Here is a 22,049-nt window from a genome sequence, read left to right as displayed (position 1 = left end):
GCCGCAGACACCTCCACCGGCGCGCAATGCCCCCGCCGGCTCGACCATCGACGGCTCGAAGCGTACGGGTCGGCGCGGCGACGGTGAAGAGGTCTGCGTGGGCGCCCCCGGTCTCGATCTTGCGATCCGTTCCGCGGCTGAACAAGGGACGGCCGAGCCGGGGCCTTCCCCCGCGCCACGGCCAGGTACCCGCCACGGAGACGGGCCCGCTCATCGTCACGCAGCGCATCCGGCAGCAGCGGCAGGACGGGCGCCGGAGCGCTCACAGCCCCCTCGCGGAAAACCCCGCACGTGCCCTCCGCAGGAGATCGTGCCATCGTGGGGTAGGTGTCCCCGTACGACCGGATGGTGAACGGATCGACATGACCAACGGCTTCAAGGGGCCGGAAGGATACGGCCCGGACCCCTTCGGTGAGTTTCTCTCCCGTTACTTCGGCGGCACCGGCCCCCATCCCGGTCCCCGTCAGATCGACATAGGGCGGCTGCTGAGCGAGCCGGCCCGGGAGCTCGTGCGGGGTGCGGCCCAGTACGCCGCCGAGCACGGCAGCCGGGACCTGGACACGCAGCACCTGCTGCGCGCGGCCCTCGCCAACGAGCCCACCCGGAGTCTGCTCAGCCGCGCGGGCGCGAACCCGGAGTCCCTCGCGACGGACATAGACGCGCGGTCCGGGCCGGTCCAGCACCCGCCGGGTGAGGTGCCGCCGCCGACCTCGCTGTCGCTCACGCCCGCCGTGAAGCGCGCCCTGCTGGACGCGCACGACATGGCCCGGTCGAGCGGCGCCGGGTACATCGGTCCCGAGCACGTGCTCAGCGCGCTGGCCGCGAACCCCGACTCGGCCGCCGGGCACATCCTGGCCGCCGCCCGTTTCGCGGCGAGCAAACTGCCGCCCGAGAAGGGCTCGCGGGAGGGCGAACGGACGCGCACCGAACGGCAGCGGCCCAGTCCGACCCCGACCCTGGACAAGTACAGCCGCGATCTGACCGACATGGCCCGGCAGGGGCGCATCGACCCCGTCATCGGGCGGGACACGGAGATCGAGCAGACCGTCGAGGTCCTCTCCCGGCGCGGCAAGAACAACCCCGTGCTGATCGGCGACGCGGGCGTCGGCAAGACCGCGATCGTGGAGGGGCTGGCCCAGCGGATCGTCGACGGGGACGTGCCCGACAACCTCGTCGGGCGCAGGGTCGTGGCGCTGGACCTGACCGGCGTGGTCGCGGGAACCCGCTTCCGCGGGGAGTTCGAGGAACGCCTGAACAACATCGTGAACGAGATCCGGTCGCACTCCGACCAGCTGATCGTCTTCATCGACGAGATGCACACCGTCGTGGGCGCCGGTGCGGGCGGCGAGGGCGGGGCGATGGACGCGGCCAACATCCTCAAGCCGGCGCTGGCCCGCGGCGAGCTGCACATCGTGGGGGCGACCACGCTGGAGGAGTACCGCCGGATCGAGAAGGACGCGGCACTGGCCAGGCGGTTCCAGCCGGTGCTGGTGCCCGAACCGACGGTCTCGGACGCGATCGAGATCATGCGCGGACTGCGCGACCGGTACGAGGCCCACCACCAGGTCCGCTACACCGACGACGCGCTGGTCGCCGCCGTGGAGCTGTCGGACCGGTACATCAGCGACCGGCGCCTACCGGACAAGGCGATCGACCTGATCGACCAGGCGGGCGCGCGCGTACGCCTCGGGGCCCGCACGAAGGGCGCGGACGTACGCACCATGGAGCGCGAGATCGAGCAGCTCACCCTCGACAAGGACCAGGCGGTCGCGGAGGAGCAGTACGAGCGCGCCACGCAGCTGCGCGACCGCGTCATGGAGCTGAAGCGCCGGATCGAGGAGACCAGCGGCGAGGTGGAGGCCGACGAGGGGCAGCACCTGGAGGTGACGGCCGAGGCCATCGCCGAGGTGGTGTCCCGGATGACCGGCGTCCCCGTCAGCCGCCTCACCCAGGAGGAGAAGGAGCGGCTGCTCGGCCTCGAGGAGCACCTCCACGAGCGCGTGGTCGGGCAGGAGGAGGCGGTCGGCGCGGTGTCCGAGGCCGTGCTGCGCTCGCGCGCCGGGCTCGCCCGCCCGGACCGGCCGATCGGGAGCTTCATGTTCCTGGGCCCGACCGGTGTCGGCAAGACCGAGCTGGCCCGCGCCCTCGCCGAGGCCCTCTTCGGCAGCGAGGACCGGATGGTCCGGCTGGACATGAGCGAGTACCAGGAGCGCCACACCGTCTCCCGGCTGGTCGGCGCCCCGCCCGGCTACGTCGGCCACGAGGAGGCCGGCCAGCTCACCGAGGTGGTGCGCAGGCATCCGTACTCGCTGCTCCTCCTCGACGAGGTGGAGAAGGCGCATCCCGACGTCTTCAACATCCTGCTCCAGGTCCTCGACGACGGGCGGCTGACCGACGCGCAGGGCCGCACGGTGGACTTCAGCAACACGGTCATCGTGATGACCAGCAACCTGGGCTCCGACGTGATCGGCCGCCGCGGCGCGGGGATCGGGTTCGGGGCAGGGGGTGAGGAGGCCGACGAGGAGGCGCGGCGCGAGCAGATCCTGCGGCCGCTGCGCGAGCACTTCCGGCCGGAGTTCCTCAACCGCATCGACGAGATCGTCGTGTTCCGCCGGCTCAGCGCCGAGCAGCTGCGGCGGATCACCGACCTGCTGCTGGACGAGACCCGTCAGCTGCTGCGCTCCCAGGGCATCGAGATCGAGGTCACCGACGCCGCCGTGGAGTGGATCGCACAGCGCGGCCACCAGCCGGAGTACGGCGCCCGGCCGCTGCGGCGCACCATCCAGCGCGAGGTGGACAACGAACTGTCCCGGCTGGTGCTCGACGGCCGCCTCGGGGAGGGCAGCCGGGTGACGGTGGACGAGGCGGACGGGAAGCTGACCTTCCAGACGACCGCCCCGACCCAGGCACCGGCTCAGGCGCCCGCCCGAGCCCAGGCGCCCGCCGCGGGCAAGCCACCCGCCACGGACAAGCCGTCCGCCGCACGACCGGACGGCGCCGACGACGCGCCGCCGCCCGGTGCGGATGCGGGAGGTGGCTCCCCCGAGCCGTGACGGCGGTGACCGTCGAGCTCGGGGAGCCTGGAGCGGTTCGAGAGCGGTTACGGCGCCGGGTCCACCACCATCGCCGAGCCGCCGCCGCGCCGTACCTTCTCGGCCGCGGCCAGCCACTTGCCGTTCGGCAGCCGCTGGACGCCCGTCGCCGCGCCGATCTCCGGGTTGAGCGTGAACGAGTGCCCGATGGCCTCCAGCTTCCCCCTCAACTCACTGTCGTACAGCCCGGGTTCCAGCTCGGTGCGGGCCGCGTTGCGCTGGCTGGCGCGCGGTGCGGCGATCGCGTCGACCAGCGGCAGATGCCGGTCGAGGAACCCGGTGAGGGTCTGCAGCACCGTGGTGATGATGGTCGCGCCGCCGGGCGAACCCACCGCCACGACGGGCCTGCCCCGTGCGTCGAGGACGATCGTCGGCGAGATCGAGGAGCGCGGCCGCTTGCCCGGACCGGGCAGGTTCGGGTCGTGCACGGCCGGGTTGGCGGGGGCGAAGGAGAAGTCCGTCAGCTCGTTGTTGAGCAGGAAGCCGCGACCGGGGACCGTCATCGCGCTGCCGCCGGTCTGCTCGATGGTGAGCGTGTAGGAGACGACGTTGCCCCACTTGTCGGCGACCGTGAGGTGGGTGGTGTTGTCGCCCTCGTACGTCGTCGGGGCCGCCGTGCCCGCGGTGGAGCAGGCCGCCGGATGGCGCGGATCGCCCGGCGCGAGCGGGCTGGTGAGGACCGCGTCGTCCTTGACGAGGCAGGCGCGCGAGTCGGCGTACTTCTGCGACAGCAGCTGCTGTGACGGTACGTCCTCGAAGGCGGGATCGCCGACCCAGCGTCCGCGGTCCGCGAACGCGATCCGGCTCGCCTCGATGAAGTGGTGCAGGTACTGCACCTCGCTCGCCTTCGAAAGGTCGGTCTTCTCCAGGATGTTGAGGGCCTCGCCGACGGTGGTGCCGCCCGAGGAGGAGGGGGCGATCGAGTAGATCTTCAGGCCTCGGTACGACGTCTTCGTGGGCGCCTGGAGCTTGGCGCCGTAGGCCGCGAGGTCCTGCGCGGACAGCTTGCCGGGGCGGGCGTTCCAGCCCGAACCGGGGTCCACCTTGGGGTGGTTGACGGTGTCGACGACCTCCTTGCCGAGGTCGCCGTGGTAGATCGCATCCATCCCCTTGCTGCCCAACTCGGTGTATGTGCGGGCCAGTTCGGGGTTCTTGAAGGTGGAGCCGACCGCCGGGAGCTGCCCGTTCGGCAGGAACAGCTTCGCGGTGTCGGGGAAGTAGCGGAAGCGGGTCTCGTTGGACGCGGTCTGCGCACGGAAGGTGTCGTCGACGGTGAAGCCGTCGCGGGCGATCCGCTCGGCCGGCTGCAGGACGGTGCCGAGCTTCGCGCTGCCCCACTCGTCCAGCGCCCGCTGCCAGGTGGCGGGCGTGCCCGGCGTGCCGACGCTTAGGCCGCTGCTGACGGCGTCGGCGAAGGCCAGCGGCTTGCCGTTCTCCAGGAACAGGCCGGAGTCGGCGGTCAGGGGTGCCGTCTCGCGGCCGTCGATGGTGTGCACCGCATGGGACTTGGCGTCGTAGTAGACGAAGTAGCCGCCTCCGCCGATGCCGGAGGAGTAGGGCTCGGTGACGCCGAGGGCGGCGGCCGTGGCGACGGCCGCGTCGACCGCGTTGCCGCCCTTTCTCAGCACCTCGATGCCGGCCGCGGAGGCGTCCGGGTCGACGCTGGCGACCGCGCCGCCGTAGCCGACGGCCACCGGGGTCTTCGCCGGGGTGCTGCCCGTGGCGCCGGGTGGAGCCGCTCCCGGCGGGGCGGCGGCTCCCACCGACACCACAGCGGCCGATACCGCCAGGATCGCCAGTTTCCGCAAGACAGGCCGACGCATGAGCACCTCCGGGCTGCTTCCATGGCTCGGTTCGCCTCGATCGTCCGCGCAGCGTAACCAGATAGCAGTAGGCCCCGACAGCCCCTGTGCGACCGTTGTCATGTCAGCGTCTCACGTCGAACACCGGTACGCCTCCAGCGCGCGGGACCGCTACCATGCGCGCCCATGAATGACGACGTGCGCAACATCGTCCTCGGTGTCGTGGCCGCCGGTATCAGTGCCGCGCTCGGTTGGCTGGCCCGCACCTACCTGTGGAAGCGCAGGCTGCGGCGCAAGCAGGCCTTCTTCGGGCTGCCGGACAACTCCGAGTCGCTGCTCGTGGTGAACCGCGCGGCCGGCGGTACGGAGCTGACGGTGAAGCGGCACGACGTGTTCGCCCTGCTCGAACTCGCCGCCCTCGTCAAGGACTGCAACGCGGCCGTACAGGTCGTCGCACACGACGTGGCCCAGCAGGGCTTCGGCGAGCGCACGGAGTTCTGCGTGGGCGGGCCCGCGTCCAATCGCCGGATGGCGGCGCACCTCGCCTCCCTGCTGCCCGGCGTGCAGGTCAGCACGGACGGCGAGCCCGGCCCGGACCGCGACGCGCTGCGGATCGGCGGCGAGCGCTATCTGCCGGAGCCCGGCCGGAGCGAGTACGTGCTCCTCGCCCGGCTCACCGCGGGGCAGGGGCGGGAGTCCCGTCCCGTCTTCCTCTTCTGCGGGCAGCGCTCGATCACCAATCAGGCCGCGACCCGCTACCTCGCCCGCAACCACGAGCGGCTGTCCCGCAAGCACGGCGGCGGTTCCTTCGCCCTGCTGCTGAAGGTGGTCAACTCGCAGGCCTACGGGCCGGACGTCGTCGAGCTCGTGGCGGACGTGACCCGGGCCGCGCAGGCGCCGCCGCCGGCCGCGGAGGCACAGCGCACCTCGCACCGGGCGTCGTAGCGCGCCACCGCCGTGGCCTGCCCTCTGAGCCCTCAACAATCTTTACCGGCACGTAACTTACCGACGGGTATCCCCGGTGGGAAACAGCGGCTAGCGTCGGGGCGCCCCCGCCGGCACGAGTGAGGAGTGACCCCGTGGGACGAGGCCGCGGCATCTTACGCACGTCCGCCGTAGGAGCCGTGTCGGCGGCTCTGCTCGCCACGGCCGTCGTCGGCCTGGCCCCGGCCGCCCAGGCCGGCACTTCGTCCGTCCGCTTCGTCGACATCACCGGCGACGGCGGCACGGTGCTCAAGGCGAACGTCGTCACTCCCGCGGGCGCCGAGGCCTCCCGCGCGTACCCGCTGATCGTGCTGCCCACGAGCTGGGGTCTGCCGCAGGCCGAGTACCTCGTCCAGGCGCACAGGCTCGCCGACTCCGGTTACGTCGTGCTCAGTTACAACGTCCGCGGGTTCTGGCAGTCCGGCGGCGAGATCGAGGTGGCGGGTCCGCCCGACGTGGCCGACGCGTCCAAGGTGATCGACTGGGCGCTCGCCCACACGCCCGCGGATCCGCGGCACATCGGCATGGCGGGCGTCTCGTACGGCGCCGGGATCAGTCTGCTCGCGGCCGCGCACGACCGGCGCATCAAGGCGGTCGCCTCGCTGAGCGGCTGGTCGGACCTGACCGGCTCCATCTACTCCGGCCGCACCCAGCACGTCCAGGCGGCCGCGCTGCTGGACGGCGTGGGCACGGCCGTCGGCCGCGAGAGCCCCGAAGTCCGGCGGATCTTCGACGAGTTCTACGCCTCCGACCTGTCCAAGGAGCAGGAGATCGCCGACTGGGGGCGCAGACGCTCCGCCGGGACCTACGTCGACCGGCTCAACAGGAACGGCCCGGCGGTCCTGCTCGCGAACGCCTGGGGCGACTCGATCTTCCCGGCCAATCAGTTCGGCGACTTCTACGAGAAGCTGACCGTCCCCAAGCGGCTGGAGCTCCGGCCCGGCGACCACGCCACCCCCGACCTGCCCGGCCTGTTCGGGCTGCCCAGCGATGTGTGGACGGACACCGGGCGCTGGTTCGACCACTACCTCAAGGGCGTGGACAACGGCATCGACCGGGAACAGCCGGTGCGTCTGACGTCCCGTAGCGCGGACGGCTACGAGGGCTATCCGGACTGGAAGTCGGTCGGCGCGACCCGGCGGAAGATCGCCCTCGCGGACTCCGCCACCCTCCGTGCGAACGTCGACTCGGGCGCGGACGGCGGGATCGTCTACCTCTCCAGCCTCCTCGACCAGCTGGCCCATCTCCCGCCGGTCGTCTCGGTCCCGCTGCTGCCGAGGCGCTGGGCCGCGGTCTGGCAGTCGCAGCCGTACGCCGCCGTCCAGCGGGTGCGCGGCACCGCGACGCTGCACACGACGCTCACGCCGAGCGCGGAGAGCGGCACCCTCGTCGCGTACCTCTACGACGTCGGTCCGCTCGGCCTCGGCAAGCTGGTCACCCACGCGCCGTACACCTGGCACGGGCGGACCCCCGGCGAGCCGTTCGGGGTGGACCTGGACCTGTTCTCCACGGCCTACGACGTGCCGGCGGGGCACCGGCTCGCCCTGGTCGTCGACACGGTCGACCCGCTCTACATCGAGCACAACCCGTCCGGCGCGCAGCTGACCTTCTCCTCGCCGGCGAACGACCCGTCGTACGTGTCCGTTCCACTGCGCGAGCAGTGATCTCCGGCTGCCGCCGGCCGGGTCTGGCCCTGTGAGCCGCTGCCCGGCCCTACGGTGTCGGACCCGTGGGGTGCCCCCCACTCGGCAGCAGCGTCCCTGGCTCAGCCGGGGCGACTTCCGCGGCCTTCGTCTTGGGACTGCGCTGCTCCCACCGGGACACCCAGCCGGCGAACCAGGAGAGCAGCATGCACATCCCGATGTAGATCGGTGAGATCACCATGACTACGGGGATGAAGGGCAAATCGTAGTCGAGGTTGGAGGCGATGAGTTTCCCGGCATGGAGAAACTCCTCATATGTGATGAGATAACCGAGCGACGTGTCCTTCAGCGCGACCACCAACTGGCTGATGATGGCGGGCAACATGGCCCGTACGGCCTGCGGTACGAGGACGTACGTCATGACCTGCGTCTTGCGCATGCCGAGCGCGTACGCGGCCTCCCTCTGGCCGCGGTCGACGGCGTTGATGCCTGAGCGGAACACCTCGGCGAGCACGGAGCCGTTGTAGAAGGTGAGTCCGGCCACCAGCGCGGGCAGCGGCTGCACTTTGAGCGCCACGAAGATGAAGAAGATCATCACCAGCACGGGCATCGCGCGGAAGAACTCGACGACGAGCGTGGCCAGCCAGCGCACCGCCCGGTGCTCCGACAGCCGTCCTACGGCCAGCAGCCCGCCCAGGGCGAGGGAGAGGACCGCCGCGATCGCGAACGCCTTGAGCGTGTTGCCGAGGCCGCGCAGCAGCAGCTCCTGGATGCCCTTGTACTCGAACGGCATCCACTTCGTGTAGGTGAACTGGCCGGTGTCGAACAGGAGGTAGAGGATCCAGGCGAGGAGTCCGAGGATCACGACGGCGGACAGGACGCCGTAGAGGGTGTGCCGTTGCCGGGTCTTCGGTCCCGGGAGGTCGTAGAGCGCGGTGGCCCCGGTCATCGGGCGATACCCCACTTCCGTTCCAGCACGTTGAACAGGGCACTGATGGCGAGGGTGATGATGAGGTAGCCGACGGCGATCCAGACGAACGTCCAGATGATGTTGTAGCCGAGTTCGCTGAGGATCTTGTAGGTGCCGAGCAGTTCGGTGACGCTGAACGCGCCCGCGATCGCCGAGTTCTTGGCGAGCGCGATAAGGGTCGAGCCCACCGGCGGGATGACGGACCGGAAGGCCTGCGGCAGCACCACCAGCGAGAGGACCTGACTGAAGCTCATGCCGAGGCTGCGGGCCGCCTCGCCCTGCCCCCTGGGCACGGTGTTGATGCCGGAGCGGAGCGCCTCGCAGATGAACGCCGAGGTGTAGCAGCCGAGGGCGAGCACCGCGAACACCTCGAAGGGCAGCACGATCCCGAACCGGGGCAGCCCCAGGAGCACCGCGAAGAACAGCAGGGTGAGCGGGGTGTTGCGCAGGACGGTGACCCAAGCCGTGCCGAAGACGCGCAGGGAGGCGACGGGCGCGACCCGGAAGGAGGCCATGAGGAAGCCGAGCACGAGCGCCAGCAGGGAGGCGTAGACGGTGAGTTCGACGGTGCCGAGGAAACCCTGGAGATAGATGGGGAAGTTGTCGATCAGTACGTTCATGCCGTCCTCGCTCAGCTCGCCGGATAGCGATCGATGGCGGGCGGTTTCGGGGCGGGCACACCGGACAGGCCGAGCGTCGCGTCGTACGCCTTCTTCCAGTCGCCGTTCTTCTCGCGGGCCTCCAACGCGTCGTCGAGGGCGAGGCGCAGGGCGTTGTCGCCGTGCGGGACGCCGATGCCGTACGGCTCCTCGGAGAAGGGTCTGCCGACGACCTTGAGCTCGTTCGGGGCCTTCGCCGCGTAGCCGATGAGGATCGCGTCGTCGGTGGTGACGGCGTCGACCTGGTAGGTGAGCAGGTTGTCGACGCACACCGAGTAGGTGTCGTAGGAGACCAGGATCGCCTTCGGGTAGTCGGCCTTGATGCGCTGGTAGGGGGTCGAACCGGTCGCCGAGCAGACGCGTTTGCCGTCGAGGTCCTCGGGTCCGTGGATGTCGTTCTCGTTCTTGCGCACCAGCAGCGACTGACCGGCCATGTAGTAGGGGCCGGCGAAGCCGACGAGCTTCTTGCGTTTGTCGTTGATGGTGTAGGTACCGACGTAGAAGTCGATCTGGCCGTTCTGCAGGGCGGTTTCACGGTTGGCGGAGGCGATGGTCCGGAAGTGGACCTTGTCCTGCGGGAAGCCGAGCGAGGCCGCCATCATCTTGGCGATCTCGATGTCGAAGCCGGAGTAGGTGCCGGTCGCCGGGTCCCGCTCGCCGAGATACGGCTGGTCCTCCTTGACGCCGACGCGGAGGTAGCCGCGCTTCTTCGCGCGGGTCCAGGTCGGGGAGTCGGGCAGTTGGAAGTCCTTCGCCACCTCGTACTCGGGAAGTCTGCTCTCGGCGGGCCCCTTGCCGGGCGGGCTGCCCTCCTTGCCGCAGGCGGCGGCGAACAGCACGGCGAGCAGTACGGTGAGGACGGCGAGGACGCGGGGCAGACGTGCGGTACGGGACATGGGTCGCACTCCCCCGGTTCAGTGCTTGAGGATCTTGGAGAGGAAGTCCTTGGCGCGCTCGCTCCGCGGGTTGGTGAAGAACTCCTCCGGGGTGCGGTCCTCGACGACACGGCCGTCGGCCATGAAGACGACGCGGTTGGCGGAGGCGCGCGCGAAGCCCATCTCGTGCGTGACCACGACCATGGTCATGCCCTCGCGGGCGAGTTGCCGCATGACCTCCAGGACCTCGTTGATCATCTCCGGGTCGAGCGCCGAGGTCGGCTCGTCGAACAGCAGGGCCTTGGGCTCCATGGCGAGGGCGCGGGCGATGGCCACGCGCTGCTGCTGACCGCCGGAGAGCTGGGCCGGGTACTTGTCGGCGTGCGCCAACAGGCCCACGCGGTCGAGGAGTTCGCGCGAGCGGCGGTCGGCCTCGTCCTTCTTGCGTCCGCGGACCTTGACCTGCGCCAGGGAGACGTTCTCCAGGACCGTCTTGTGGGCGAACAGGTTGAAGGACTGGAAGACCATGCCGACGTCGGCGCGCAGCTTCGCAAGTGCCTTGCCCTCCGCGGGCAGCGGCCGCCCTTCGAGGTCGATCGTGCCGGACTCGATGGTCTCCAGCCGGTTGATCGTCCTGCACAGCGTCGACTTCCCCGACCCGGACGGGCCGACGACCACGACCACCTCCCCCTTGCCGACCGTGAGGTTGATGTCCTGGAGGACATGCAGGTCCCCGTAGTACTTGTTGACGTCCCGCAGCTCGATCAAAGGATCGACGGCCATCCGCAGCCCTACTCACTCTCAGCTGTGTCGTGGTGCCGCAAACTATCCAGACGAGAGTGGCGTTAATACCCGACACGCACTTTGCGGGCATTAGCCGTATTTATGCCCGGTGACGGGTTTCCCGTCAGCCGCGGGTCAGTCCTCGGCGACCTCCGCGTACAGCTGCGAGAGCTGCGGTACGCCGCTGGAGGCCCACCCCCGGCCGGACTCGACGACGTCGAACTGGCGCCCGGAGGCGAGCCGTACGACGGGCTGGCCGTCGGGCCAGATCTCCCAGGCGGCGCCGGGCACCGTGCGCACGATGACGGTGCCCAGGTACAGACCCGCGTCGTTCGCAAGCCACGGCAGCGACTCCTCGTCGTCGCGCCAGCGGGGCAGCAGCTGGTCGAGCGCCTCCAGTGAGGCCGCCGAGTCGTCGAGGCGGACACCCGCCAAGGCCGCCTGGGCGCGCAGCAGCTCGCACTCGGACAGAAGCCCGGCGACAGCCTCGGGATCGACGGGGAACACCGTCTCACCGCTCTTCTTGCGCCGACTGCCCAGGAAGGGGATGTTCATAGGCCCCAGCCTGACACCGGCGACGCCCTGCGCACCACAGGGCGGACGCGGGTGTCGCACGGGAGCGCGCCGCGCTACACCTCCAGGTCCACCACGACCGGGGCGTGGTCCGACGCGCCCTTGCCCTTACGCTCCTCGCGGTCCACGTACGCGTCCTGGACGGCCTTGGCGAACGGCTCGTTGCCGTACACGAGGTCGATGCGCATGCCGCGGTTCTTGGGGAAGCAGAGCTGGCGGTAGTCCCAGTACGTGAACGGGTGCTCGTACTTGAGGGGGCGCGGGACGACGTCGGACAGGCCCGACTCGCGCAGGGCGGCCAGGGCGGCGCGCTCGGCGGGGGTGACGTGGGTCGCACCCTCGAAGGCGGCCACGTCGTACACGTCGTCGTCGGTCGGCGCCACGTTGTAGTCGCCGAGGACCGCGAACGGGCGGCCGCCCGCCGCGTCGCCCGCGACGGCCGCCTTCAGGGCCTCGAACCACTGGAGCTTGTAGGCGTAGTGCGGGTGGTCCACCTCGCGGCCGTTCGGCACGTACACCGACCAGACGCGGACCGGGCCGCAGGTCGCCGAGACGGCGCGGGGCTCCTGGACGCCGTCGTAACCGGGGTCGCCGGGCAGGCCCTTGACGACGTCTTCGAGGCCGACGCGGGAGAGCACCGCCACACCGTTCCATCGGCCGGTCGCGTGCACCGCCGCCTCGTAGCCCAGCTCGCGCAGCGCCTCGAACGGGAACTGCTCCTCGGCGATCTTGGCCTCCTGGAGGCACAGCACGTCGGTGCCGCTGCTCTCCAGCCAGGCCAGCAGCCTCGGGAGACGGGCGGTGATCGAGTTGACGTTCCAGGTCGCGATGCGCATGTCTCACAACCTACCGGGCGGGACTGACAACGCCGTCCCGCCCGGTTCGCCGCCCCTATACGTCGGCCGAAGCCCCCGGCGTCAGCCGCAGGTGCTCCGCGCCGCCCAGGGCGCCGATCTGGCGGTCGTAGATCGGGCGGGCGAGGTCGGTGAGCAGGGCGTCGTGGATGTCGTAGGCGCGCTGCGGCCGGACCTCGCGGACGTAGTCGATGACCTCGGAGATCTTGTTCCAGGGCGCCATCACCGGGAGCATCAGCGTCTCGACCGGGTGGTCGGGGACGGTGAGGGCGTCGCCGGGGTGGAAGACGCGGCCGCCGTCGACCAGGAAGCCGATGTTGGTGATGCGCGGGATGTCCGGGTGGATCACGGCGTGCAGCTCGCCATGGACCTGCACGTCGAATCCCGCGGCCGTGAAGGTGTCTCCGTGGCCGACGGTGTGGACGCGGCCGGGGAAGGCCGCCGCGATCTGCTCCGCGACCGACTTCAGCGTCCAGATCTCGGCGTCCGGGTTGGCCTCCATGGCGGCGCGCAGCCGGCCCTCGTCGAAATGGTCCGGGTGCTCGTGCGTGATCAGCACGGCGTCCGCGCCTACGGCCGCGTCCTCCTCGCTGTATCCCCCGGGGTCGAGGACGAGCGTCCGCCCGTCCTTCTCCAGGCGGACGCAGGCATGGGACTTCTTCGTCAGCTTCATGGCGTCCATCCTGCCCGCGCCCACCCCCGCATGGGCCCTCTCCCCCGCGCCCCGGCTCACTCCTCCGGCGTAGTCTCCTCGCGGATGACCTGCTGGGCCACCTTGAACGCGCTGTTCGCCGCCGGCACACCGCAGTAGACGGCCGTCTGCAGCAGTACTTCCTTGATCTCGTCCGGGGTCAGGCCGTTGCGCAGGGCGGCCCGGGTGTGGAAGACGAGCTCGTCCAGGTGACCGCCCGCGACCAGCGCGGTGAGCGTGACACAGCTGCGCATGCGGCGGTCGAGGCCGGGGCGGTCCCAGATCTCGCCCCAGGCGTACCGGGTGATGAACTCCTGGAAGTCCCCGGAGAACTCGTCGGCCTGGGCCAGCGCCCGGTCGACATGCGCGTCGCCGAGCACCTCACGGCGGATCTTCAGCCCCGTGTCGTACGCGTCGGAGCGCCCCGCGGGCTCCGGCGTTACGGCGGACGCGGCGATCTCGGCCCTGCGCGCCGGCTGCGCGGGGGCCTGCGAGGCGGCGGACGGAGCGGCGACCAGGGCCGACTTCACCGGGGGCGCCGCGATGGCCATATGGCCGGTGGTCGTGTCGTAGGCGGGCTGCCAGGCGGTGGAGAAGTGCCGGACCAGCAGGTCGGTGAAGGCCACGGGCTGCTCGACCGGGACGAGGTGGGAGGCGCCGGGGACGACCGCGAGCCGGGCGTCCGGGATGCCGGCGACCAGGGTGCGGGCCTCGGCCGGGCCGGTGACCTGGTCGTCGGAGCCGACCAGGACCAGGGTCGGCGCGCCGATGCGGCCCAGTTCGGCGCGGGCGTCGAACCCGGCCAGCGCCTCGCACGAGGCGATGTAGCAGCCGGGGTCGGTGGTGCGGACCATCTGTACGGCCCACTCGGTGATCGCGGGCTGCGCGGCCGAGAATCCGCTGGTGAACCAGCGCTCGGGCGAGGTCCGGGCGATGGGGTCGAGCCCGTTCGAGCGCACGATCACCCCGCGCTGGCGGAACTCGTCGGCCGAGCCGAACCGCGGCGAGGCGGCGACCAGGGCGAGCGAGGCCAGCCGCTCCGGATGGCGAAGGGCCAGCTCGATGCCGATCGCGCCGCTGAGCGCGCAGCCCGCGAAGCCGAAGCGCTGGACGCCGAGTCCGTCGAGCGTGGCGAGCAGCCGGGCGGCCAACTCGGCCACGGAACCGGCCGGATGGGCGGGCGCGCCACCATGTCCCGGCAGATCGAACCGGAAGACGCGCCACTGCTTGACCAGTTCCGGGATCTGGCGGTCCCACATGTGCCACGTCGTCCCGAGCGAGGGACCGAGAATGAGGACAGGGGCGTCTTCGGGTCCGTCGAACCGGTACTGGAGGGCAGGGGTCTTCGTCTCACTCACTGCTCCACGCTAACCGCCGCGCGTGCGCTTCCGGTCGCGGGGCCCCCACTCTCCACACCTGGCACCCCGAAAACACCGATGAACTCTCACACCTCGTTCACGTGTGCGTTCATATCGATCACATGCCGCTCGCCGGTCACATGTCGCCCGCCGTGTCGTCCTGTGCGTCCAGTCCGGTCAGCGCGCCCACCGGATCCAGGTCCGGGGTGCCCCTGGGCCACCAGTCGTCGTGGTCCGGTTCCGATTCGTAGGCGTACCACAAGCCGTCGTGGCCCAGGCGGAGTTGGACGTGGCCGCGGGGGTGGGTGAGGCGGTTGCGCCACGGGCGGAACGCCGGGAGACCGGCGGCGAGGAGCAGCGGGCGCGCCCGGTCGAAACGGCCCGCGGGCGGATCCCACGGCTCCTCGAGTACGGCGATCCCCTCCAGCCCGCCCTGTCGCCAGGCGGCGACCCCGCGCGCCAGCTCGGCCGGGGTGCGGCCGGCCGCGGAGGCCAGCGAGGAGTACAGCGCCCGCGTGGCGGCGGTCAGCCCGGAACCGGGACGGGCGGCGGCCAGGCGTACGGCGTCCTGCCACAGCGTCAGTTCGCCGACCGGGTCGCGTCCGGTGCCCAGCAGCGCGTGGGCGCGAGCGGCCGCGTCCGTCGCCAACTGGTCCAGCGCGAAGGGGTCCGGGCCGCCCGGGGCCGCCGGGTAGACCGGGGGCTGCTCCGGGTGCCGGGGTATCGGCAACGGGGCGGGGAGCGGCGGGAGTTCGCGCGGGGCGAGGACCTCGGAGGCCCGCACCCCGGGGAGGGAGGCCGGTTGCCGCTCCCGCGCCGTGCGGGCGGCCTCGGCGGCGCTGCGGCGGGACAGCGTGTCGAGCAGGTCGCGTTCGCCTCGGCCGCGCAGCAGGAGCAGCAGGAAGGGATCGGCGTCGAGCAGGCGTGCCGTCTGGTAGCAGAGGGCTGCCGCGTGCTTGCAGGGGTGGCCGGAGTCGGGGCAGCTGCAGCGCGGTTGGAGGTCGCCGACGCCGGGCAGCAGGGGCACTCCGCCGTCGGCGAGGGACTGCGGCAACTCCTTGTCGAGCAGCGCGGCGAGGTGACCGGGCCGGGCGGCGGCCGCGTCCAGCAACCGCTCCCACTCGGCGTCGCCGAACGTGCGCAGCCGCAACTGCACCCGGTACGGCCGCGCACGGCTGCCCTGCACATAGGCGAGAACGAGCCCCGGCGTCACGCTGATCGCGTCCACGTGTCCCCGCTCCGCGTACCCGTGCCCGCGTGCCAGCCGCCCGACGTCCAGCGCGCCCTGCTCCAGCGCGGCGACCCAGGCATTGCCCCACCAGGTCTCGGCGAAGCCCTCGCCCGGCGACGTCCGGGGCGGGAAGGCGGGGAAGGTACGGCGCAGTTCGCCGTCGCGGTCAGGGGTGGCCATGGTGGGGACGGCGGCGACTCGCTGCGGGACGGCAGGTCTCCTCGGGACGGCAGGCCTGCCGGCGCCGGCAGGGCCAGTGGCCGAAGTGGTCCGGCGCGCCTGGGCATTGGCGTCCGGAACCTCCAACGGGCCCTCCACCTGTCCCTCCGCTTGCCCCTCCACCAGGCCCTCGCCCCGGCCTGCGTCCGAGCCTTCGTGCGCGCCTGCTGCCGGGTCGTCGTCCGGGGCGTCCGCCGTCGGCGGCATCCGGAACGCGGTCGCCAGGAACTCCCGTACCTCACGGGCCACTTGTCTGTGGTCGACGCCCCCGGCCGTCGTACCGGCTCCCTCTTGCGACGCGGTCGCCTCGGGACGGGGCGTGGTCCGCGGCGCGCGGGGAGCGGCCGCACCGGTCCGCGGCCCCTGACCCTCCTTGCGGGCGGCGCGCAAGGCCTCTCGTGCGGCATCGCCGGGGCGGGCTGCCGGGGCAGGCTGAGGTGCGGCTCGGCCTCCTCTGTCGGCTTCGGGGGTGCCGTCGGCATCCGTCCCGGCACGGTGCCGTGTGGACGCGGCCAGCCTGAGCGCGGCACGGGCGGCGTCGGCCGGCCTCGGTTCGCCCGCGGCGGGCTCCTCGGCCCTCGCGGCCGCATCGTCGGCCCGCTCCGACGCCGCCCGCAGCGCACGCCGGGCGGCGTCTCCGGGGCGCTGTTCCGCCCCGGGTTCCGCGGCGGGGTGCGCGGCGGTGCCGGGGTCCGTGCCGGTCATGACGTCCTCCGCAGCGACACCAGGTCGGACAGCTCGCGGTCCGTCAGTTCCGTGAGGGCCGACTCGCCGGAGCCGAGGATCGCGTCGGCCAGGGCGCGCTTGGATTCCAGCATCTCGGCGATGCGGTCCTCGACCGTGCCCTCGGTGACCAGGCGGTGGACCTGGACCGGCTGGGTCTGGCCGATGCGGTAGGCGCGGTCGGTGGCCTGTTCCTCGACGGCCGGGTTCCACCAGCGGTCGAAGTGGACGACGTGGCTCGCGCGCGTGAGGTTCAGGCCCGTGCCCGCGGCCTTCAGGGACAGCACCAGGACCGGGGTCCGCCCGCTCTGGAAGCGGTCGACCATCTGCTCGCGCTCGGGGACCGGCGTGCCGCCGTGCAGGAGTTCCACCGGCACCGCGCGGGCGGTCAGGTGGGAGGTGATGAGGCGGGCCATGCCGACGTATTGCGTGAAGACGAGCGCCGAGCCGTCCTCGGCGAGCAGCGTGTCCAGCAGCTCGTCGAGGAGGGCCAGTTTGCCGGAACGGGCGGCCGGGTGGCCGGCGTGTGCCTCCTCCTTCAGGTACAGCGCGGGGTGGTCGCAGATCTGCTTGAGCGCGCCCAGCAGCTTGAGCACCAGGCCGCGGCGCGCGATGCCCTGGGCCGTCTCGATGGCCAGCATCGACTCGCGCACCACCGCCTCGTACAGCGCGGCCTGCTCGCGGGTGAGCGGGACCGGGTGGTCCGTCTCGGTCTTCGGAGGCAGCTCGGGGACGATGCCGGGGTCGGACTTCTTGCGGCGCAGGAGGAACGGGCGTACCAGCCGGGCGAGCCGGGCCACCGCCTCGTCGTCCTCGCCGTTCTCCACCGCGCGCGCGTGCCGGGCGCGGAAGGACTTCAGGGAACCGAGGAGTCCGGGCGTCGTCCAGTCCAGGAGGGCCCACAGCTCAGAGAGGTTGTTCTCCACGGGGGTGCCGGTGAGGGCCACGCGCGCGGGGGACGGGATCGTGCGCAACGCCTTCGCGGTCGCGGAGTACGGGTTCTTGACGTGCTGCGCCTCGTCGGCCACGACCAGGCCCCAGGGCCGCTCGGCCAGGCTCGGTGCCGTCGACCGCATCGTGCCGTACGTGGTGAGGACGAAGCCGCCCTGCAGGCCGTCCAGGGTGCGGTCCGGGCCGTGGAAGCGGCGCACGGGCACGCCGGGCGCGAACCGGGCGATCTCCCGCTGCCAGTTGCCCAGCAGCGAGGCCGGGCAGACCACCAGGGTGGGCTCCGTGCGCGCCCGCTTCAGATGCAGGGCGATGACGGTGATCGTCTTGCCGAGGCCCATGTCGTCGGCGAGGCAGCCGCCCAGGCCGAGGGAGGTCATGAGGTCGAGCCAGGCCAGTCCCCGCAGTTGGTAGTCCCGGAGGGTGGCGGCGAGGCCGGCGGGCGGCTCGGCGGGCCGGATGCCGGCCGTGAGACGGTCGCGCAGGGCGGCCAGCGCGCCGACCGGCACGGCCTCGACCGTCTCGCCGTCCACCTCGGCGGTGCCGGTGAGCGCGACGGACAGCGCATCCACCGGGTCGAGCAGGCCCAGTTCGCGCTTGCGGGCCTTGCGGACGAGCGCGGGGTCGACCAGCACCCAGCGGTCCCGCAGCCGTACGACCGGGCGGTGGGACTCGGCCAGCGCGTCCATCTCGGATTCCGTGAGCGGCTCGCCGCCGAGCGCCAACTGCCAGCGGAATCGCAGCAGTTCCTCGGCTTCGAAGAAACCGGTCCCGTCGGTCGCCGAGCCGGGCGCGGGCCGTACCACGGCCGTCGCGGTCAGGTCCTGCGCCAGGTCCCGGGGCCAGTGCACGGCGACCCCGTTCGCCGCGAGACGGGTGGCCGCCGCGCCGAGCAGGTCGCCCACCTCGTCCTCGGACAGGGCGAGCACGTCGGGCACCTCCTGGTCGGAGAGCCGGTCCAGGGGCGCCCACACGCGAGCCGCCCGGCGCACGGCGAGGGCCGCGTCCACCCGCGCGCGGGGGCCGAACGTCGCGTCGGCCTCCCCCGCCCAGAGCGCGGCCGCGTCCGACACCAGGGTGGGGTCGGCGAGGCTGTGCACCTGGACGATCGCGGCGCCCGCCCGGCGCCCCCCGTCGCCGTCGACCTCTCCGACCCGGTCGAACACGTCGTCCGCGGAGAGGTCCAGGCGGAGCGAGATCCGCACGCCCGCGTCCATGCCCGCGGCGACCTCCGCGGCCCAGTCGTGGGCGTCGGGGAGGAGCTGGGGCTCGCGCGCGGCGAAGGGCTTGCCGACGGTGTGCGGCGCGGCCGGCGTGCGGGGCAGGGTGTCCGCGACCGCGTCCAGGAAGGAGCGCATCAGCGCCTCGGGCTCGGGCAGCCGGAGCGGGCCGGGTCCCGCGAGCGGCACGGCGTGGCCCTCGGCTGGCAGCGCCGCCGCCACCGCGCGCAGGTGGGCGATGTCGTCGGGTTCCAGAGGGCCCGCACGCCAGGCGTCGTGGCCGGTCGGGGTCAGGCCGGGCAGCAGGCGGCCGCGGGCGGCGAGCCGCAGTGCGTGCAGGGTCGCCGCGCCCCAGCACGCCGTGGCCGGATGGGCGGCCGGATCACGCCGGGCCCGCACGAGCAGCGGGAGAGCCTCGCGGAGCGGCAGGGACAGCGCCGGTACCGTCCTGCGCCGTACGCCCGCGCCATGCCGTCGTACGACGGTGAGCTCGTCGGCCGCGACCGCCGGGAGCGGGTTGCCGTCGGGGTCCCAGAAGGCGATCCGGCCCTCGCGCGGGAGGGGTGCGGGCAGATAGACGGCGGGCAGGTGCAGCGGGAGCGGCTCCCCGGTCTCCCGGGGTCCCCCCGCGCGCTCGGCCACCGCGGCCGTGCCGCTCATACGTTCTGCCACCTCCCGCCCGTGTGTCGGATCAGACGTCTACGACTGTACGGGCGGGGTCTGACAATCGGCCCCGGCGGCCGTCCGGAGCCGGTCCGGTCAGGGAACGGTGCGCGAGACGACGTACACCATCGGGGAGCTCGGGTCGGACATGTTCACGACCACGTCCTGGGTGGGCGTCGGGTTCTTCTGCGCGTGGACGAGACCCCACCAGGAACCGGAGCCGGTGAGGTTCCAGCCGGTGATCCTCCGGTCGCGAGCGCCGATGCTGATATCGCCCTTGTTGAGGTCGTCGCGGGACACGCCCGTCGCCTCCAGGAAGCCGTCCAGGCCGGCCGGGGTGGTGCGGAACTGGACGTAGAGACGGCTGGTCTTCCAGTTGTTCGTCTCGTAGTAGGCGACGTAGTCCGCGGGGTGCGGAACGTTCACCTGGTACAGGCGGCGCTGCACCTTCGACGGCCAGTTGGGCGTGAGGCCGGTCGCGGAGTACTTCGCCTCCTTGTCCTTGCCGCTGTCACGGCTCTGGTTGGCGGAGATCACCAGGTATCCGGCCGGGACGCCGATGAGCAGCACGATGATCAGCAGGGTGAGGGCCCGGCGGCGGAGCATGTGCCGGCGGTTCTCGGGCGGCCGGATCGGCTCGTCCGGGGGCGTGGCCTGGCGGGGCAGTGTCGCGGTCATGCGTTCCTGGGTTCCGGTCATGCGGTGTCCTGGGTGCGGCGAGCCTGCGCGTAGCGCTCGTAGCGCTCGTACCGCTCCACCCGGCGCCGCTTGGCGCGGCGGAAGCGCCGGGCGACCAGGCGGGCGAGGTCGGCGGCGCCGACCATGCCGGCCTCGGGGCCGAGCTGGGCGCGGGTGATGCGGGCCTCGGGGCGGTAGCCGCGGCCGGTGAGATGGCGCTTGAAGGCGTCGCGCGCGGGGCCGATGAGCAGGTCGTCGGCGGCCGAGACGCCGCCGCCGATCACGAAGCAGGACGGGTCGAGCGCCGCCGCCAGGTTGGCGATGCCGACGCCCAGCCACTGGCCGATGTCCTGGAGCAGCTCGATGCACATCGCGTCGCCCTCGCGGGCCAGCTCGGTGATCATCGGGCCGCTGATGTCGGCGATGTTGCCCTTGACGTGCTCGATGATCCCGTACGCCACCGGGGAGTCGGCGGCGGCGAGCTCCTTCGCCTCGCGGACGAGGGCGTTGCCGGAGCTGTACTGCTCCCAGCAGCCGCGGTTGCCGCACGGGCAGCGGTGGCCGCCGGGCACGACCTGCATATGGCCGAACTCGCCCGCGACGCCGTACTTGCCCCGCTTGACCTGGCCGTCCTCCAGGATCGCGCCGCCGATGCCGGTGCCCAGCGTGATCATGACGAGGTGGTCCTCGCCGCGGCCGGCGCCGAAGCGCCACTCGGCCCAGGCGGCGGTGTTGGCGTCGTTGTCGACGAGCACGGGCACCGACAGGCGGTCCGAGATGCGGTCCCGCAGCGGCTCGTTGCGCCACGACAGGTGCGGCGCGAACAGCACGCGGTTGCGGTCGGCGTCGACCCAGCCGGCCGCGCCGATGCCCACGGCGTGCACGTCGTGCCGGTCGGACAGGTCCAGGACCAGCTCGACGATGGTGTCCTCGACGACCCTCGGGCTCTTGGACTTGTCCGGGGTCTCGGTGCGGACCTTCTCCAGGATGTTGCCGTCGGCGTCGACGACCCCGGCCATGACCTTGGTGCCGCCGATGTCGATCCCCACCGTGGGCACGCGGGGTGCCGTCAGGTGCGAGCGGCGTTCCCGGGTGCCGACAGTGCGGAGCGCCGGCGCGCGGCGGGAGCCGATGGGGGCGGTGAAGGTGCCGTAGGTGCTCATCAGGGCCGATTCTGCCTCACCGCGGGGACCGGCGGGGTACGGGAGAGCGAGGGCGGGTGCGTGTTCGGCCGCGGCTGCGGGAGGCGGTGCGGAGGCTCGGCCGGCCTCCCGCGGCCCTAGGCCCGCTGCAGTTCGTGGCGTAGATCGTCCAGGTCGTTTCCGCCTGCCATCTGCCTTGTCAGCTCGTCCAGGGTGATCTCGTCCCGGGTGTGACTGCCCACCATCGTGCCCCGCCTCAGCAGGACGAACCTGTCTCCCACGAGGTATGCGTGGTGCGGATTGTGGGTGATGAGAACAACACCCAGACCCTGGTCACGTGCCGCCGCCACATACTTCAGGACGACCCCGGACTGCTTCACACCGAGGGCCGCCGTCGGCTCGTCCAGGACCAGGACCTTGGCGCCGAAGTACACGGCCCGCGCGATCGCCACGCACTGGCGTTCGCCACCCGACAGGGTGCCGATGGGCTGGTCCACGTCGCGGAGGTCGATGCCCATGCGCAGGAGCTCGGCATGCGTGGTGCGGCGCATGAAGTCGACGTCCATGCGCTTGAAGGGGCCCACGCCCTTGCGGGGCTCGGAGCCGAGGAAGAAGTTCCGCCACACCGGCATGAGCGGTACGACGGCCAGGTCCTGGTAGACCGTGGCGATGCCGCGGTCCAGGGCCGCGCGCGGGGACGCGAGGCGGGTCTCCTCGCCCTCGACGCGCAGGGTGCCCCCGTCGTGCTGGTGCAGGCCGGCGATCATCTTGATCAGGGTCGACTTGCCCGCGCCGTTGTCGCCCAGGACACAGGTGATCTCGCCGGAATAGACCTCCAGGGAGACGCCTTCCAGGGCGCGGACGCTGCCGTAGTGCTTGCTGACTTCGGACAGCTCGACGAGCGCGGTGCGCTCCGCGGTCTGCGTCATGTCATCGGTCTC

At 72.1% G+C, this 22,049-nt stretch carries 17 protein-coding genes; 3 read left to right on the top strand and 14 right to left on the bottom strand.

Annotated features, from left to right (window positions below; translation table 11 throughout):
• Positions 1 to 362 precede the first annotated feature (362 nt).
• A complete protein-coding gene (locus tag ABZ910_RS00945; protein WP_361357123.1) occupies positions 363 to 3,053 on the top strand; it encodes an ATP-dependent Clp protease ATP-binding subunit in 2,691 nt (896 codons plus the stop codon).
• Positions 3,054 to 3,100: 47 nt separating this feature from the next.
• On the opposite strand, the gene ggt is transcribed toward ABZ910_RS00945, so the two are convergent.
• A complete protein-coding gene (gene ggt / locus ABZ910_RS00940; protein WP_361357120.1) occupies positions 3,101 to 4,915 on the bottom strand; it encodes a gamma-glutamyltransferase in 1,815 nt (604 codons plus the stop codon).
• Positions 4,916 to 5,080: 165 nt separating this feature from the next.
• Between ggt and ABZ910_RS00935 the strand changes: the two genes are divergently transcribed.
• Both ABZ910_RS00935 and ABZ910_RS00930 read left to right on the top strand, forming a co-directional pair.
• Positions 5,081 to 5,839 carry a hypothetical protein gene (locus tag ABZ910_RS00935; RefSeq protein ID WP_361357117.1) on the top strand — a complete coding sequence of 253 codons (759 nt, stop codon included), beginning with the start codon at positions 5,081 to 5,083 and terminating at the stop codon, positions 5,837 to 5,839.
• A gap of 134 nt (positions 5,840 to 5,973) precedes the next feature.
• Positions 5,974 to 7,542 carry an alpha/beta fold hydrolase gene (locus ABZ910_RS00930; RefSeq protein WP_361357114.1) on the top strand — a complete coding sequence of 523 codons (1,569 nt, stop codon included), beginning with the start codon at positions 5,974 to 5,976 and terminating at the stop codon, positions 7,540 to 7,542.
• A gap of 49 nt (positions 7,543 to 7,591) precedes the next feature.
• On the opposite strand, the gene ABZ910_RS00925 is transcribed toward ABZ910_RS00930, so the two are convergent.
• The 13 genes from ABZ910_RS00925 to ABZ910_RS00865 form a co-directional block, all read right to left on the bottom strand.
• On the bottom strand, positions 7,592 to 8,470 hold the full coding sequence (locus tag ABZ910_RS00925; RefSeq protein WP_361357110.1) for an amino acid ABC transporter permease: 879 nt from the start codon (positions 8,468 to 8,470) through the stop codon (positions 7,592 to 7,594).
• On the bottom strand, positions 8,467 to 9,111 hold the full coding sequence (locus ABZ910_RS00920; protein ID WP_361357107.1) for an amino acid ABC transporter permease: 645 nt from the start codon (positions 9,109 to 9,111) through the stop codon (positions 8,467 to 8,469). Before ABZ910_RS00920 ends, ABZ910_RS00925 begins: the two co-directional genes overlap by 4 nt.
• An 11-nt stretch (positions 9,112 to 9,122) precedes the next feature.
• Positions 9,123 to 10,046, bottom strand: a complete 924-nt coding sequence (locus ABZ910_RS00915; RefSeq protein ID WP_361357104.1) for a glutamate ABC transporter substrate-binding protein — start codon at positions 10,044 to 10,046, stop codon at positions 9,123 to 9,125.
• An 18-nt stretch (positions 10,047 to 10,064) separates the two neighbouring features.
• On the bottom strand, positions 10,065 to 10,808 hold the full coding sequence (locus ABZ910_RS00910) for an amino acid ABC transporter ATP-binding protein (protein WP_361357101.1): 744 nt from the start codon (positions 10,806 to 10,808) through the stop codon (positions 10,065 to 10,067).
• 135 nt (positions 10,809 to 10,943) lie between these two features.
• Positions 10,944 to 11,363 (bottom strand): DUF6278 family protein, encoded by a 420-nt coding sequence (locus ABZ910_RS00905; RefSeq protein ID WP_361357098.1) that lies wholly within the window; start codon positions 11,361 to 11,363, stop codon positions 10,944 to 10,946.
• Positions 11,364 to 11,437: 74 nt separating this feature from the next.
• Positions 11,438 to 12,217, bottom strand: coding sequence for an exodeoxyribonuclease III (locus tag ABZ910_RS00900; protein WP_361357095.1), 780 nt, complete (start codon positions 12,215 to 12,217; stop codon positions 11,438 to 11,440).
• A 55-nt stretch (positions 12,218 to 12,272) separates the two neighbouring features.
• Positions 12,273 to 12,908: an MBL fold metallo-hydrolase gene (locus ABZ910_RS00895; protein WP_361357092.1), complete on the bottom strand. Its 636-nt coding sequence runs from the start codon at positions 12,906 to 12,908 to the stop codon at positions 12,273 to 12,275.
• 56 nt (positions 12,909 to 12,964) lie between these two features.
• Positions 12,965 to 14,284 carry a 4-carboxymuconolactone decarboxylase gene (gene pcaC / locus ABZ910_RS00890; protein ID WP_361357089.1) on the bottom strand — a complete coding sequence of 440 codons (1,320 nt, stop codon included), beginning with the start codon at positions 14,282 to 14,284 and terminating at the stop codon, positions 12,965 to 12,967.
• Between the two features lie 136 nt (positions 14,285 to 14,420).
• Positions 14,421 to 16,439: an SWIM zinc finger family protein gene (locus ABZ910_RS00885; RefSeq protein ID WP_361357087.1), complete on the bottom strand. Its 2,019-nt coding sequence runs from the start codon at positions 16,437 to 16,439 to the stop codon at positions 14,421 to 14,423.
• Positions 16,436 to 19,285, bottom strand: a complete 2,850-nt coding sequence (locus tag ABZ910_RS00880; protein WP_361357084.1) for a DEAD/DEAH box helicase — start codon at positions 19,283 to 19,285, stop codon at positions 16,436 to 16,438. Before ABZ910_RS00880 ends, ABZ910_RS00885 begins: the two co-directional genes overlap by 4 nt.
• A 99-nt stretch (positions 19,286 to 19,384) precedes the next feature.
• Positions 19,385 to 19,966, bottom strand: coding sequence for a sugar kinase (locus ABZ910_RS00875; RefSeq protein WP_361358075.1), 582 nt, complete (start codon positions 19,964 to 19,966; stop codon positions 19,385 to 19,387).
• A gap of 17 nt (positions 19,967 to 19,983) precedes the next feature.
• Positions 19,984 to 21,129 carry an ROK family glucokinase gene (locus tag ABZ910_RS00870; RefSeq protein WP_361357081.1) on the bottom strand — a complete coding sequence of 382 codons (1,146 nt, stop codon included), beginning with the start codon at positions 21,127 to 21,129 and terminating at the stop codon, positions 19,984 to 19,986.
• 116 nt (positions 21,130 to 21,245) lie between these two features.
• A complete protein-coding gene (locus ABZ910_RS00865) occupies positions 21,246 to 22,037 on the bottom strand; it encodes an ATP-binding cassette domain-containing protein (RefSeq protein WP_361358072.1) in 792 nt (263 codons plus the stop codon).
• Between the last annotated feature and the right edge of the window lie 12 nt (positions 22,038 to 22,049).

The organism is Streptomyces sp. NPDC046805 (assembly GCF_040645355.1).
In the GTDB taxonomy this organism is placed as follows: Bacteria; Actinomycetota; Actinomycetes; order Streptomycetales; family Streptomycetaceae; genus Streptomyces.
The sequence above is the reverse complement of the archived record's forward strand: the minus strand, read 5'-3'. Positions and strand labels throughout refer to the sequence as shown.